The sequence below is a fragment of the Paraburkholderia tropica genome (assembly GCF_014171495.1).
Lineage (GTDB): Bacteria > Pseudomonadota > Gammaproteobacteria > Burkholderiales > Burkholderiaceae > Paraburkholderia > Paraburkholderia tropica.
The window spans coordinates 398,413-412,918 of sequence record NZ_CP049138.1; the positions used below are offsets into that span (position 1 = coordinate 398,413).

12 protein-coding genes, 7 pseudogenes and 1 other annotated feature are annotated in these 14,506 nt (G+C 59.7%); of the genes and pseudogenes, 8 read left to right on the plus strand and 11 right to left on the minus strand.

The window, feature by feature from the left end; translation table 11 throughout:
- Positions 1-167: 167 nt before the first annotated feature.
- Positions 168-659: an H-NS histone family protein gene (locus G5S35_RS39950; RefSeq protein ID WP_237182020.1), complete on the plus strand. Its 492-nt coding sequence runs from the start codon at positions 168-170 to the stop codon at positions 657-659.
- Between the two features lie 176 nt (positions 660-835).
- Here G5S35_RS39950 and G5S35_RS38965 read toward each other — a convergent pair.
- The 11 genes and pseudogenes from G5S35_RS38965 to G5S35_RS39015 all read right to left on the minus strand — a co-directional run.
- Positions 836-1,144: pseudogene (locus G5S35_RS38965) on the minus strand (transposase); the annotation flags it as partial.
- Between the two features lie 327 nt (positions 1,145-1,471).
- Positions 1,472-1,696, minus strand: a pseudogene (locus tag G5S35_RS38970) (transposase); the annotation flags it as partial.
- 38 nt (positions 1,697-1,734) lie between these two features.
- Positions 1,735-2,199: pseudogene (locus tag G5S35_RS38975) on the minus strand (IS3 family transposase); the annotation flags it as partial.
- Positions 2,200-3,097: 898 nt separating this feature from the next.
- Positions 3,098-3,547: pseudogene (locus G5S35_RS38980) on the minus strand (IS3 family transposase); the annotation flags it as partial.
- A 9-nt stretch (positions 3,548-3,556) separates the two neighbouring features.
- Positions 3,557-4,722, minus strand: a pseudogene (locus G5S35_RS38985) (IS30 family transposase).
- 64 nt (positions 4,723-4,786) lie between these two features.
- Positions 4,787-4,918 (minus strand): annotated as a pseudogene (locus G5S35_RS38990) (IS3 family transposase); the annotation flags it as partial.
- A gap of 36 nt (positions 4,919-4,954) precedes the next feature.
- Positions 4,955-6,192 (minus strand): IS3 family transposase gene (locus tag G5S35_RS38995; RefSeq protein WP_183040409.1). Its coding sequence is split into 2 segments (ribosomal slippage): positions 4,955-5,901 and positions 5,901-6,192, totalling 1,239 coding nucleotides; the frame shifts between segments, so codons are not numbered across the junction.
- Positions 5,795-5,911, minus strand: a sequence feature (AL1L pseudoknot). It overlaps the preceding gene by 117 nt.
- 30 nt (positions 6,193-6,222) lie before the next feature.
- A pseudogene (locus G5S35_RS39000) lies at positions 6,223-6,375 on the minus strand (transposase); the annotation flags it as partial.
- A 440-nt stretch (positions 6,376-6,815) separates the two neighbouring features.
- Complete coding sequence (locus tag G5S35_RS39005; RefSeq protein ID WP_237182021.1) at positions 6,816-7,760, minus strand: oxidoreductase; 945 nt, start codon at positions 7,758-7,760, stop codon at positions 6,816-6,818.
- Positions 7,757-8,410: an SDR family oxidoreductase gene (locus G5S35_RS39010; RefSeq protein WP_183040770.1), complete on the minus strand. Its 654-nt coding sequence runs from the start codon at positions 8,408-8,410 to the stop codon at positions 7,757-7,759. Before G5S35_RS39010 ends, G5S35_RS39005 begins: the two co-directional genes overlap by 4 nt.
- A 4-nt stretch (positions 8,411-8,414) precedes the next feature.
- Entirely contained in the window at positions 8,415-9,032 is a 618-nt protein-coding gene (locus G5S35_RS39015; protein WP_183040771.1) for an FMN-dependent NADH-azoreductase, read from the minus strand.
- 109 nt (positions 9,033-9,141) lie between these two features.
- Between G5S35_RS39015 and G5S35_RS39020 the strand changes: the two genes are divergently transcribed.
- The 7 genes from G5S35_RS39020 to G5S35_RS39050 all read left to right on the plus strand — a co-directional run bounded on the left by G5S35_RS39020 (position 9,142) and on the right by G5S35_RS39050 (position 14,348).
- The gene (locus tag G5S35_RS39020; RefSeq protein ID WP_183040772.1) at positions 9,142-9,576 is read left to right on the plus strand and encodes a winged helix-turn-helix transcriptional regulator; all 435 of its coding nucleotides are present in this window, start codon (positions 9,142-9,144) and stop codon (positions 9,574-9,576) included.
- 342 nt (positions 9,577-9,918) lie between these two features.
- Positions 9,919-10,164 (plus strand): DUF6429 family protein, encoded by a 246-nt coding sequence (locus G5S35_RS39025; protein WP_183040860.1) that lies wholly within the window; start codon positions 9,919-9,921, stop codon positions 10,162-10,164.
- 140 nt (positions 10,165-10,304) lie between these two features.
- Positions 10,305-12,032, plus strand: a complete 1,728-nt coding sequence (locus G5S35_RS39030) for a site-specific integrase (protein WP_183040773.1) — start codon at positions 10,305-10,307, stop codon at positions 12,030-12,032.
- Positions 12,033-12,130: 98 nt separating this feature from the next.
- Entirely contained in the window at positions 12,131-12,628 is a 498-nt protein-coding gene (locus tag G5S35_RS39035; RefSeq protein ID WP_110330111.1) for a hypothetical protein, read from the plus strand.
- Positions 12,629-12,710: 82 nt separating this feature from the next.
- Positions 12,711-13,151: an SET domain-containing protein gene (locus G5S35_RS39040; protein WP_074987916.1), complete on the plus strand. Its 441-nt coding sequence runs from the start codon at positions 12,711-12,713 to the stop codon at positions 13,149-13,151.
- A 397-nt stretch (positions 13,152-13,548) separates the two neighbouring features.
- Positions 13,549-13,965 (plus strand): response regulator, encoded by a 417-nt coding sequence (locus tag G5S35_RS39045; RefSeq protein ID WP_183040774.1) that lies wholly within the window; start codon positions 13,549-13,551, stop codon positions 13,963-13,965.
- Positions 13,962-14,348, plus strand: coding sequence for a response regulator transcription factor (locus G5S35_RS39050; RefSeq protein ID WP_183040775.1), 387 nt, complete (start codon positions 13,962-13,964; stop codon positions 14,346-14,348). The genes G5S35_RS39045 and G5S35_RS39050 overlap by 4 nt, the downstream gene beginning before the upstream one ends.
- Positions 14,349-14,506: the final 158 nt, after the last annotated feature.

Genomic DNA, 14,506 nt, shown 5'->3' on the forward strand with positions numbered 1-14,506 from the left:
GAATTTCGACTCGGCCCTATTATGAATGTCGAGTATCTCCGGATTCCGTTTCCGGCTCAAAAATTACGAAAATCACCCCTATTTCTTACAGAATATACGCGGTCAATTTTATCGTCATAAATTAATAATGCCATCCCGCATTGCTTTCCGTTGTTGGAGGTCGTAGAATGAACGGGACCTTAGTTGTACCGAGTTGTTCCATATTATATGCCCGGCGTTCGGCCGGGCTTTTTTTGGAACATTCGTTAGGCGTGGCAAGCTCACGCTGTAAAGTTCACAACGTGGAGTACGTCCCGACAGGTGATTGCAGCAAGACGAAGTCGAACTTCTGCAATAGCTTAACTATTGGAACAGCGGTGGCCACATACAAGGAACTGCTCGCGCAACGTGAGCAACTGGACGCAGAAATTGCTCGAAGAAGATCGCAGGAGCGGATTGCGGTTATAGCAGAGATACTACGGAAAATTGCCGACTACCACGTTGATCTGCACGACCTTTCTGGCGGCACACTTGGAGGCGCCGCGAAAGGGCGAAAGGACACGGCACGTCCTGCAAAGTATCGGGATCCACGCTCTGGGAAGGAATGGTCAGGTCGAGGGAAACCGCCTAACTGGATTAGATACGCCGAAGATCGAAAGAAATTCGAAGTAAAGACGTAAAGTGAGGAATTTTGCTGGCTCAATTTTCGTCAGCCTGACGTTGGCGTGTCTCTTTGCGGCGATTTTTCTTCGGTTTTATTCCCGGTTGCCGTGGACATGGCGCTTGGCTTCGGCAATTGCCGCGTTATCTTTCGCCAGCGTAGCTTTGGTTGGCCTGAACCTTTCGATCAGTGTATTTTGACGGCAATGAGCTCCTTAATTGGCCCGATATCGAGTTTCGCACTGGCGAGCTCCTTGCGCAGCCGGCTGTTCTCTGCCTCCAGCTCGCTGATCGGACGCGTAACACGTACAGCGCTCACATCACGACTACTCGTCTCGACACCCCCTTCGGAACCGCGGCTACGCCGGCTCCAGTTCCCTAACGTCGCCACTGGCACCCCGAGCCTGCGCGCAGCTTCATGCTGCCCGACTGTTTCGGCAAGCCGGATAGCCTCACCCTTGAACTCGTTCGTGTATTGCCGCTTCGGCACTGACTTCTCTGACATGCAATCCTCCGTACAAACAGGATCTATGGTCCCCTCCGTTTTTGCAACCCTGACTTGATTTTGTGGTTGGCCTGCTCGAATCTATTCGGCGTCTTTAATGAGGAAACTTCCTCGCGCCACGATGAGAGTCGCACCCAACGATCCTAAGAAATTAATCGGCCTTGGGGCCTATCCTGTTTTCAGGTTATTCGTCGGGTCGGATTGCCGTTCACGTCATCAAACTTCAGTCGTCGCAAAACCAGGTGGGCATGTCGCTAGAACAAAATTCACTGTTGGCACGGAGTCACGAGTCAGGGGAACACGATTACGCCATGCACGTTGAACATGGTGATGCGTTGCGAGCGCCCATGCAGTACGCGCCAGCTTGTTCGCAAGCGCACAGGCCACGACGTTCGAGTGCCGTCGTGTGAGCATGCCCCGCACCCAATCCGCCATTGACCCGCTGCGTCGGTCCAGTCGTCGCATATACGCTCTTGCACATTGCACCAGCAAGCGTCGCAAATTCTTGTCTCCTCGCTTACTGATTCCCAAGAGGGTACTCCTTCCCCCAGTGAGGTTCCCTCGGTTTTTCGCCTTCCAGAGGCCCCGGGTTATGCAGCCGCATCCCTTGTCCGCTGAGCCACAAGCCAGTCTTGCATGAACTGGGTTGGCGACATGAAGCCGAGCGATGAATGACGACGACTACGGTTATAAAACACTTCGATGTATTCGAACAAGTCCGCGACGGCTTCGCGGTACGTGCGATACCTCGTGCCATGCACGCGCTCGTTCTTCAGGCTGTTGAAGAAGCTTTCCGTCGGCGCGTTATCCCAGCAACTGCCTTTGCGGCTCATCGAGCAGCGCATGCCGTACGTATTCAGTTTGCACTGGAAGTCGTGGCTCGCGTATTGACTGCCTCTATCCGAATGATGCAGCGCGCCGGGCGCGGGCCGGCGGCGGAACCATGCCATCGTCAGCGCGTCGGTCACGAGTTCCGTCGTCATGCGCGGCTTGACGGACCAGCCCACGACCTCCCGATTGAACAGGTCCAGCGTGACGGCCAGGTACAGCCAACCTGTGCGACACGTGTCGCCGTCCGCCGGACGTAAATCGGCAATGTAGTGGATGGCAAAGTCTGTTTCTGTCTTGTCACGCGCGGCTCGCCGTGCCGTGACCTGCTGTACGACCAGCAGTTGCCTACCTAGACGTGCGTGACTGGTAACGGTCGTGTGCGAAGCTCCAGGGACAACGTACTCGTCGAGAGACGTCACCAGTGGCGACAGTGGTGATGACGCTGCAAGCCGCACTGCGGCGTGGAGACCAGGCAAGTTCCGCATGCGCAACAGATGTGAACCGTTGATAAACCTCGTCATGTATGACGGGCCGAAGCGGCTTGCAGGCCCGAGCCAAAAGGCACGCAGCTGGATGCTCCTTTGGGTTGTAGGAGTACGTCGTCGCAACGCTGCCGGGGAAAAGACGGGCGCTAAACGGACAGGCACGCCGCGGGGTGAGGTTGCGCCCGTGTTGCGGGTCGGCAGGAACGGGAACGTGGTAAGCCCGATTGTCCGCCTACGTCGATGTGCTGGCTATGGCAGGTGACTCGCAAGGGAAGCTGTTGGACAAGCGGGTATGAGAACGCGGAAAAAGCGAATGCCGGGCTGTAATCGCCCGGATAGGGGTTCAAACTTTGCCTTGGCCTGAAAAGGTGCAGACTTCCGCGTGGTGCAGTTGTCGCAGGTCCACGTTTGAGATTCATCGAGGGGAAGCTTGTGAGAGACCGGTATCACTACGGTTCAGCGCCCTTCATCTCAGCGATGAGGCGAATCAACAATGGGATGCTTGCGAAGGGCTCGTGCAGTGGGCGAGACCGGCGTCATTGCGACGTTTCATGCTGTGCTCGAGCCGTATGCGGGGAAAGCTCGCACGTACGGTTCTTCGGGGGCCGCGTTTCCGCAAGGAAACGTGGCTACCCAATTCGTCGGTCCAGATGTACGTGATGTCCGAGGTGAACACCTGATTGGGCTCGACCGGCGTGACGTTACGGTTCAATACGTTCGGCGCGACCGGCAGTTTGTGCCGGGAATCGGTTGTCACGCGGTAACGGCGCTTGTGGCGGGCCCGAATACCGTTGGCGCTCATCAATCGCTCGACCCGTGCCTTGCTGGCTGGCAAGCCTCGAGAGCGAACCTCTTCGGTCATGCGCGGCGAGCCGTAGGCGCCTTTGACCTCGGCGTGAATCGTCCGAATCAACGTGAGCAACTGCGCATCGGTCAGCCGCTGACGCTCGGGCGTGCCGCCGCGCTTCCACGCACGATAGCCGTTCACGCTCACGCAAAGGACCTCGCACAGCGCCGCAAGCGGGAATTGCCGGCACTGTGTGTCAATCCAGGCGAACTTCACAGGAGGTCCTTCGCGAAGAACGCCGCGGTAGGTTCAATGAGTCGCTGCAACAGCCACGCGTAGTTTATCGGCCGGAGACATGAAGCCCAACGTCTTTCTGGGCCTTTCATTGAGCCGTGCTGCGATTTTGTTCAGCTGCGCCTGCGAGTATTGATCAAGTTGCGTACCGTGGGGCAAATACTGACGCAGGAGTCGGTTCGTGTTTTCGTTGGTACCACGTTGCCAAGGACTTCGCGGGTCGCAGAAGTAGACCTTCACATCCGTGGCGATCGTGAAGTCTTTGTGGTTCGCCAACTCCATGCCTCGGTCCCACGTGAGCGATCTGCGTAGATGCTGCGGCAACCGCTTGACCTCGCGCTTCAGGCCCGCCACAACGCTCACAATGTCCTTTCCCTTTACCTTGACGATGATGGTGAACCTCGAGCGCCGCTCGACCAAAGTGGCGACATGAGTATTGTTGGCGCCACTGACAAGATCTCCTTCCCAGTGACCAGGTACCGCACGGTCGGCTGCTTCAGGTGGTCGCTCGTGAATCGAAACCGCGTCAGCAATCTTATTGCGAGCGCCCTTCGTGCTGGAGAAGCGTGAGTGACGCATCTTCCGTTGAGTCCGCAAGTGATACTGCAGCTCCTTCTTCAGAACGCCGCGCGCTTGCACAAACAGGCTGCGAAAGATCGTCTCGTGAGACACGCGCATCGCCTCGTCATCGGCATACCGGTTCTTAAGCCAACCGCTCACTTGCTCTGGAGACCATTCGCGGCAAAGCTTACGCTCGACCGCATAGCGCAAGCGCCGGTTCTGTTCCAGAAGGCAGCGTTTGGGTCGCAGAGCAGCCTGCGAGGCTCGCTCATCCGCTTCCAGAGCTCGATAGTGGCCTGTTCCGCCGTTACGTGCAATCTCACGGGAAATCATGGAAGGCGCGCGGTTCAATTGGCCGGCAATCGCTCGAATTGAAAGTCCAGCCGAGACGCCGCGCGAGATCTCTTCACGTTCACTCAAAGTCAATGCCCGCAACGACCGCTTACGAGCAGCAGGGGTGTACCCTCCGCATAGTCGGATCACGCCGTAGATCGAGCCTGCGGGCTTGCGGGCTTGCCTAGCGCCTTCCCGATGCCAAGGAACGATTCACCTGCCCGCCACCGTCGCCAAACCTCTGACTTGCCTTCCGGCGACAACCCCGGCCTTCCCATCTGTGCCATTCGTCAACCCTCCCTCATTCGATATTAATAGGAAGGTGTTGCAACGATCTATTGAACCTACCGCCGCTTTTTTTGCGATTTCCAGCTCCATCTGCAAGCGCTTGTTCTCCGCTCGCAGCCGCGACAGCTCCATCTGTTCCGCTGTGACGGCCTTCGCCCCGGGACCATTCAGCTTGCCGGCCTCGAAAGCCTTCAGCCTGAACCGAGCCGGGAATCGTGGAGGCTATTGGGTTTAAGTTAAAGCAGGCGCATCCGCAGTATTTCTGAGTTGCCTGTAGTAGTTTGCCTCAGCTTCAGCGGGCGGGATATAGCCGAGCGGTTCCATCAGTCGATGATGATTGAACCAGGCCACCCATTGCAGCGTTGCCAGTTCGACGGATTCCTTCGTTTTCCACGGGGCGCGCCGATGAATCAGTTCCGTCTTGTACAGGCCGTTAATCGTTTCAGCCAGCGCGTTGTCATAGCTATCGCCACGGCTGCCGACCGAAGGCTCGATGCCCGCTTCGGCCAGACGTTCGCTGTAGCGAATGCTGACGTATTGGGACCCCCTGTCGGAATGGTGTATCAATGTCCCGTTCTCGCCTGGTTGCCGCGCATACAGCGCCTGTTCAAGTGCGTCCAGAACGAAGTCCGTGGTCATCGACGAACTGACTCGCCAGCCAACGATACGGCGAGCAAACACGTCGATCACGAACGCCACGTAAAGCCAGCCTTGCCATGTCGAAACGTACGTGAAGTCCGAAACCCAGAGCTGATTCGGCCGCTGCGCCTTGAATTGCCGGTTGACTCGGTCCAGCGGACGCGGTGCGCTTTTGTCGGCAATCGTGGTGCGAATGCGCTTGCCGCGAACCGCACCACGCAGACCTTGCAGCTTCATCAGCCGACCGACCGTGCAGCGCGCGACCACAATGCCCTCGCGATTCATCTGCTTCCAGACCTTCGGCACACCATAGACCTGCATGTTGGCCTGCCAGACACGCCTGATCTCGGGTTGCAGAATCTCATCTCGTTTCGCGCGGGCGCAGCGTCTGGACGGATCGCGAAGCTGTGCCGCATGGCGTCGGTAGCCCGACGGGGCAATCCGCAAGACCTTGCAGATCGGCTCGACCCCAAAGGTGTCGCGATACTGATCGACGAAGGCCTTCAGGACTTGAAACGGCGGTCGAGCTCCGCCTGGGCGAAAAACGCGCTCGCGACCTTGAGAATCTCGTTGGCACGACGCAATTCCTTGACCTCGCGCTCCAGGGCCTTCAGCCGTTCGCGTTCGTCGGTGCTCACGCCATCACGCTCACCCTGGTCAACCTGGTCACGCTTGACCCATTCGTGCAGCGTCTGCGGCGTACAGCCGATCATCGGTGCAATCGATTCGACCGCCGCCCACATCGACGGATGTTCGCTACGTTGCTCGCGCACCAGACGCACTGCGCGCTCGCGGACTTCCGGGGAAAACTTGGTTGCCTTCTTGTTCATGGCTCCATTCTCTCAAGAGTTGGAGCCTCCACCAAACCCGGCTCGGTTCAGCCAGTTGCGCAGGGTCTGCGTCGACATACCCAGTTCGCGGGCCACTGCGCTCACGCCTTGCCCGTCCTTGATTCGTTGCACGGCGGCTTCTTTGAACTCTGCCGTGTACACCTGGTGCGGTACCTTAAACATCTCTGCTTTCCTTCCTTTAGGTCGAGTTTATACGCGACCTGCTGGAAGGCGAAATTTCAGGGGAAGCTCAGTTTTGGCTAAGCGCCACAATCAGGCGCTCATCGCGCTCGCTCGACGACGCTGCGACGTGCTGTTCGCCATGCTGCGCGACGGTACCCTCTACCAACCAAAATCCGGCCCTACCGCTTGACGAATCACATAGGGGCACCCCCCTTTATCAAGGGCCGGCTCGCGGCGCTGGGGCACACTCGGCGCCGCCTAGCTAGCGCCGTCCGAGATGGGGGTCAGCAAGCATCTGATTAGAAAGAAAATTTATATCGGGGCGAAACGCAAAGCCTCACCAGGTCTCGCGCAGGCTAACCGGAAAATTGCGCGAATATCAAAGGGATACCTATAGAGGTCTATTTGCATGACCATGTTCTCGTGATCTGATCTGCGCGCTATGAATTTGAAGGTAGTTCGGCATTGATTCCGGTCAGTTGAACCGATAGGTCCCACAGTCGTCTTGCGAGTTCTGGATTCCGCGCGTCCTGCGACGGAATGCATTCACCAGAAGGGCCTCGCAATTCGAAAGTTTTCGTCGGCCCGTAATAGCCGCCGGACTTTATTTGTCCGGTCGCCGCTTGCAATGCACCCCACGCGCCCTGAGCCGGCGTGTTGAAAAACAGGCCGATCAATGACATTGCGATGTTGCCCCACCAGCTATCGCGCGCAAGGTTGGTTCCGGCAAGGCCCGGATGGCAGGCCACTGCCGTAACAGGTGTACCCGCCGCTCGCAGTCGCCGATCCAGCTCAAAGACAAAAAGCAGATTCGCAAGCTTGCTGGCCGCATAGCGAGGCATCCACTTGTAACTCTTCTCCGCATTAAGATCGTCCCACTCGATCTTCGCGTCCTTGTGCAGACCGCTGCTCGTGACAACGATGCGCGACCCGGATGTTTCCGTGAGCTTGGGCAACATGAGCGCGGTGAACGCAAAGCACCCGAGATGATTGACGCCGAATGTCAGCTCGAAGCCTTGCACCGTGTGCTTTAGCTTCGGCCCTTGCACGCCCGCATTATTGATGAGCGCGTCGATGCGCGGTTCCTTTTCGGCCAGTTTTGCTGCGTTCCGCACGCTCGCCAGGTCTGCGAGGTCAAGCGGCAAGAATGCGAGATTCGCTTCAGGGGTCTTCAGACGAATCCGGCTAATAGCAGCTTCCGCTTTCGGCTCGTCACGGCACGCGAGAAGCACCCTGGCTCGCCGTGTTGCCAACGTACTCGCTATTTCAAAGCCTATGCCGGTGTTGGCGCCGGTGACGATAAAGGTCTTTCCCGATTGATCGGGTACATCAGCATGGGTGAATCCGCTCATGGCGTGAACTTTGTCGAGACGTTCGTGGGTCAAAGGTTAGCGATGCCTGGCGCGGCACGCACGAACTGCTTGTCGGTCACCTGGTCGACCAAAAACTTCGCGAGATTGCCTCTGGAGAGCTTCATGCCGAGTTTGGTCTTTCCATACCAGCCCACGTCCACACCGCCATCGGCGGGGCCATCCTTGAGATTAGGAATGCGTATCAGTGTCCAGTCCAGGTCCGAATTGGCGACCAATTCGCCAGTCGCCTTGATGTCCTCATATCCCTTGCGCGCGATCACCTTGAACAACAGCGCGAACGCATGGGGTTTGAAGGCAAAGCCATCCTTGGGATCGCGATAGGCAGCCGTAGAAATCTGGATAAGACGGCGCACGCCTGCGTGCTTCATCGCGGCGATGATGTGGGTCAAGCCGTGCATGACAGGCTTATCGCCCTGCACCTTGAGACTGTTGGGACCAAGGGCGCTAATGACCGCATCGGCACCCTGGACGCACTTCGCAATGGCACTCTGGTCTTGCAGGTCGCCAACAACAATGTCGACCCTTCCCGCGAACGATGCGAGTTTCCTGGCGTCGCGCGTATAGACCGACAGGTTGTAGCCATGCTTCAAGGCTTCTTCGATGATGTGCCTTCCGGTCGGCCCGGTCGCACCGAACAGAGCGATGGTCTTTCTCCCGGCCATGAGGTCACGCAGCCTTCGTCAACAAGGCTGTGATGGCCGTTTCGGCATTGGCGATTGCGGCCTTCGCCGCATCGGGGCCGAAAACCGTGCCTTCGACGCGCACGACTTCAACGTCAGTCAGGCCGATGAAACCAAGCAGATGCAGCAAGTAGTTGGTCTGAAAGTCGAACGGCGCCCAGGCACCTTCCGAGAACACGCCGCCGGTAGCGGTAACGAGATAGACCTTCTTGCCGGTCAGCAGCCCCTTCGGCCCAGTATCGCCGTAGCCGAAGGTGACGCGCGGCCAGGTAACGTGATCGAACCACGCCTTGAGCTGCGAGGACGGACCGAAGTTGATCATGCCCGAACCGAGCACGATCACATCGGCGACCTTCAACTCATCGACGAACTCCTGGGCGAGCTTAACCGCCTCGACCTGTTCCGGTGTGCGATCTTCCGGCGCCGTGATCCGGCCTTGGATGTAGGCCGGCGTGATGTGCGGCGGCGGATTCGCGGCGAGGTCGCGCACGGTCAGCGGGCCGCCCGAGCGGGCCTGGATGCCTTCGGCGATTTCGGTGGCGAAGCGGGTGGAAAGGCTGTCAGCCCCGCGCGGACTGGAAGTAACAAGCAGGGTGTGGCTCATGACGGCTCCTAGGTATAAAATGAGAACTAAGTCATCTATTGATTCTGAATTACCTATTCATACAAAGGATCGTATGGCTCCTGCCGTTTCCCCACAAGAAGGCACATGCATGTCACTTAGTCACACTGAGCTACCTGCCGATATGCCTGCACCTGACGCTGGCGGCTGCCTGGCAACCCGTGAAATCCTGGATCGCATCGGCGACAAGTGGAGCCTCTACATTGTCGCCATGCTGGCTAATGGTCCGCGGCGCTTCAACGAGTTGAAGCGCGGCATCGACGGCATTTCCCAGCGAATGCTGACGCTGACCTTGCGCGGATTGGAACGCGACGGACTGATAACGCGAACGATGTATCCGACGATCCCTCCGCGCGTCGATTACGAACTCACCGACATGGGAAGAACGCTGTTGAAGCCTGTCATGGCGCTGGTCAACTGGGCGAGCGAGAATCAAGTCGCCATTGCCGAGGCGCATAAACGCTTTGACGAGGAGCCGGAGCCGGATCAGGTCTTGATTCAGGGCGTTGTCTACCAGCGTCGATAGGCGAGCCTAGGCTGTAGGCTCGTGCAAACACAGCGACGATTACAGGCGACAGGAACCACGTCCGGTGCCGCAATCGCGGCGTTGCGACGCAGATCAGTAGCCTATCAACGCATCTGCGATGTCGAGCTGCAACACAATCCACCGTGTCTTTTGATCCACCCGGAACCGACGGATCCGATGCTCGCGAACAGGTATCGCGAACTATTGCTGACGTTCAGCACTTTGGGGTCCTGGCGAGCGAGCCGCGAACTGGCCGACTCAGCACGCCGTTACAAAAGGGCAAGAATCCGCGGCACTTGGCGCGCCTGGTGCCATCAGTTGGTCGGTCTTGGGATGAACGCCATGGACATCAACACTGCCGCGATTGACGATGCCGTCCTCGCACTCCTCTTTTTGACCGTGCATGACGACAACCGCGCCTGGAAGAACTTTGACTGGGATGCACTAAACCGACTTCATGATCGAGGCCTTATTGGTGATCCTGCCAACAAAGCGAAATCCGTCATCTTCACGGACGCGGGATTGCGGGAATCCGAACGTCTTTTTAAGCAGTATTTCGTTGACACCTGCAGAAGGCCGGATCGATAGACACAAGTTTGCTTGCCGTTTAGACACAACTTTCCTTGCGTGAGCGTTCACGTTTTTTCCAAAAAACGTGCGGCAAGATCGTGCCATTAGGATAATCCTTCTTATCATAACGTGCATGTTTTTGGAGTAAACTAAGATGTATGAAAACGCGTCACACTGCCCTGCCCGCCCCAGACGATCCTGTTTCTTCTGAAACGGCTGGCTTCCCTGATGCCGCCGAACTCGCCGCGCTGCGCGCGTGGTACGCCGGTGTCGCCGTGCGGCCCGCGGTCGAGCGCTACCTGCCTTCGGCGCTGGGTGATGGCAGATCCGCGCGTGGCGTGCTCGGGCGCATCCGCAGGCGGCTGGTGGCACTCGCGCGTGCCGTCAACCGCGAGGATCTGGCCACCCTGCTCGACCACCCCGCGGATGCGCGCGCGCAGCGCGCGAAAGCCGTCGCCCAGGCCATCGACTTTCTGCGCACCGCCCGCCCGGGCGAGCCGCAGATCGCCGACGACATCGCGCAGTGGTTCGCGCCGCGTGCCGTGCGTGTGCTGCAGGCGTACGGCATCACGACGCTTGCCGATCTCACCGTGCGCATTCCGCGCCGACGCCAGTGGTGGAAGGTCGTGCCGGGTCTCGGCGCAGCCAGCGCCCGCGCGATCGAGGCATTCTTCGCCGCTTGGCCCGCGCTCACCGAAAAGGCGCGTGCACTGATCGTGGCCAGCCGGCCGGGTCCCATCGTGCCGTGGGAGTCGATCAGCCTGCCGCACGAAGTCGATGGCTCCCAGGGCACCTTCCGCGCCCCGGCCGCGACCTGCACACTCGATGCGACCAACGACTACCAGGCGGTCCAGACCTGGCTCGCGCTGCACGAGTCGCCTGCGACTCAGCGCACCTACCGCAAGGAAGCCGAGCGGCTGATCCTGTGGGCGATCGTCGAGCGCGGCCGCGCGCTCTCCTCGCTTACGACCGAGGATGCGATCGCCTACCGGGCCTTCCTGCGCCATCCCTCTCCGCGCGGCCGCTGGGTCGGGCCGGTGCGCCCGCGTAGCTCGCCCGACTGGCGCCCGTTCAACGGGAGCCTCTCCGCGCGCTCGGTCGCGCATGCGCTCTCTATCCTGGGCGCCCTGTTCCGCTGGCTCATCGAGCAGCGCTATGTGCTGGCCAATCCGTTTGCGGGCGTCAAGGTGCGGGAAGCGTCCGGATCAAACGTGCTCGATGTCTCGCACGCCTTCAGCGAGGGAGAATGGGCGCTGGTACGGACGATCGCTGAAGGGCTGGAATGGTCGCACGGCTGGACGGCGGCCGCCTCGCAGCGACTGCGCTTTCTGCTGGATTTTGGCTACGCGACGGGACTACGCGCCAGAGAGTTCGTCGGCGCTACGCTGGGTCACGTCGAAACCGATCCGCGCGGTGACTACTGGCTACGTGTGACGGGCAAGGGGAAAAAGCTGGCGCGCGTGGCGCTCCCGCCGCTTGCCTGGGGCGCGCTCGCGCGTTATCTGGCCGAACGCGGACTGCCGGCCACGCAACTGCACTGGCGCCCGGAGACGCCCATCATCGGCAGTCTCGACGCGGATAGCGCCGGGGCAACGACCACAAGCATCAGCAGCGTGCGCCTGTGGATGGTGATGCGACGGTTCTTCCTGCTCGCCGCCAGGGCGATCGAAGCGGATCACGCGCCGCTCGCGGAAAAGCTGCGGCGTGCGAGTCCGCACTGGATGCGGCACACGCACGCGACGCACGCGCTCGGGCGTGGAGCGGAACTGACCACCGTGCGCGACAACCTGCGGCACGCTTCCGTGTCAACCACCTCGATCTACCTGCACAGTGACGAGGTCAAGCGGGCGCAACAGATCGGTGATGCCTTCGCCCGCCGGACGTAACGCCCGGGGACCACGGGTCACCGGCCACGCGCCAGTTCCCCAGAAGCGTTCCACGTTGCCCTACAATCGTCTCGCCTTGATCCATCCCGAACCCCCTCATGTCCAATCGAAGCCCAGCACGCCGGCCCGCCGGCCACTCCAAGGCCTTGCAGCTGCCGATGGCACGCCACCGCGCGTCGGAGCTCATCCTGCGCACGCGCCTGATGCTCGAGCGTGCCCGCCATAGCGACATAGACCAGGGGCTGATCAACCATCTGGCGCAGGTCTGTATCATCAGCGGTCACATTGCCCGTGCCGGACATGGCCTGATCCCACCTGCCAGATTCGACTGGGTCGAGCAGGAGCTGGCGCAGACCCTGCTCGCTTTTCATGAATCGGGTGCGTACGGCGCGCTTCCTGCACCACTGCTCGATGGCCTGACAGAAGTGGTCAACGAATACGACCGCATGCTCGGCACCGTGCGACTTGAACTCTTCGCGAAAGCCAGCGACTATCTGGATCAGTTGATGACCATCGCGGCGAGCGGAAAGGCCGGCCAGCCCAGAGACCTGCTTAAACTGCCGACGCGGGGCAGCGCTGCGCCTGCGGCCACCTAGACCCTGGCAGCACTAAAGTTGTTCGTCCCGTCGGGCGCAGATAATGCCCCATCGATCACCCCACTCAGTTAATCAGCAGACGATGAAACGTGTTTCCGTGCGGCGCTCCTCCATACACGGCAAGGGCGTCTTCGCGCTCCGGGCACTTGGCGCAGGCGAGCGCATTCTTGAATACCGCGGACTCGTGACGTCGTGGCCTGAAGCCGCGCGGCATTACGCCCGCCGCGAAGCGGAAGGGCACACCTTTCTGTTCGGAAGAGAGGACGGACAGGTCATCGACGGCGGCCGGGGCGGAAACAGCGCGCGCTGGCTGAATCATGCCTGTGATGCCAACTGCGAGGCCGTCGAGGAGGATGGTCGCATTTTCATCGAAGCCAAGCGCGAAATCGGCGAAGGTGAAGAGCTCTTTATCGACTATTACCTGCAGGTGCCGAACGCAAAACGCCGAAAGTCGCTGGACGACTATCGCTGCCGATGTGGCGCTTCGGCATGCCGCGGCACGATGCTGGCAAGTACTCGTTGAGCACCGCGCGCCACACAGCCCAACAGGGGAACGGGATTCCGGCGACCATGGCTAGCTGGCGAATGCCTGCCATCACGCATGCCACAGCCACCTTCGCAGCTAGCCGCCGGTTTCGGCCACAAGCGGCCAGCCAAAGCACAAGTTGTGATTTCAGAAATCGTCACACAGGCGGTCAGTCCATAGAGTGCTTGCGCGCGACCCGCACATTCCGATTCGGTGCACGCGCCGCTCCCCCCAAACGTTCAAGCCGCTTGTAGCTTGTAGCCGAACGCGCCCGGCATGCGGCACGAAAGCTCGCCCCCGCGGCGGAGCGGCAAGACGCGCCCGGACAACGCCGGTCGGGAACGGAAATTGCGGCTTCGGTGTTAATCAAACGCGCTTTCCTCGGGGAAAATCGATGGTTCCGCAGCCGCAGCCGCAGCCGCAGCCGCAGCCGCAACCAAGCGTGGCTCAAGTCCTGGTCGCGGAGGATGACGTTCTTGTCCGCGTGGCCTTGGCCGAAGGACTGCGTGCTGTTGGCTTTGCCGTCATAGAGGCGAGCTGCGCCGATGATGCCCTGGCCTATATCCGCGCCGGAGGAAAGGTCGATCTTGTCTTTTCCGATATACAGATGCCCGGCATGCTTGACGGTCGACAACTGGCCGAGCTCATTGCCAGAGGCCATCCTGGCATTCCCGTCATTCTCACTTCTGGCGACATTCAGCCTGGCGCATGCGTGTCGATGTGCCTGTTCGTCGCCAAACCATACAGCACTGCGCACGCGGCGAAGTTGTTTCGTTCAGTGCTGGGCCTACCTCCGGACGGAAGTTCGTGACTACACCTCATATCCTGATTGTTGATGCAGACATACTCGTGCGTACGCCTCTTGCGGAATATCTTCGCGCATGCGGATACCTCGTCTTGGAGGCAGTTGACAGCGTCGAGGCCCAAGCCCTGCTCACCGATAAGGCTTCAGCCATCGATATCGTGCTTGCGGACGTTGGGGGCGAGGAGCGTAGCGGATTCGCGCTGGCGAAGTGGATACGCGAGCGGTTTTCCGACATTCGGGTGATCCTGGCAGGAAGCATTGCCGGCTCTGTCGAAAAAGCCGCAAGATTATGCGATGACGGCCCCGCACTATCAAAACCCTACGATCACCGGATTGTGCTGGAGCAGCTTAAGCGTCTGCGAGCGGCCAGAAAAGACACTCTCGCATGATGTGCACCGAAGCCGCACTGATCGAACTATCGAGCAATTGAAGGGTAGCGCTTTGGTGTCTGGCTGGCGCGTTGGGCGCCCCAAACGGACATTCCTTTCGGTGCGGTGACAGAATGCATTAGGTCGCGTGCTGCCAACCACAGCCCGGGGATGTTGAA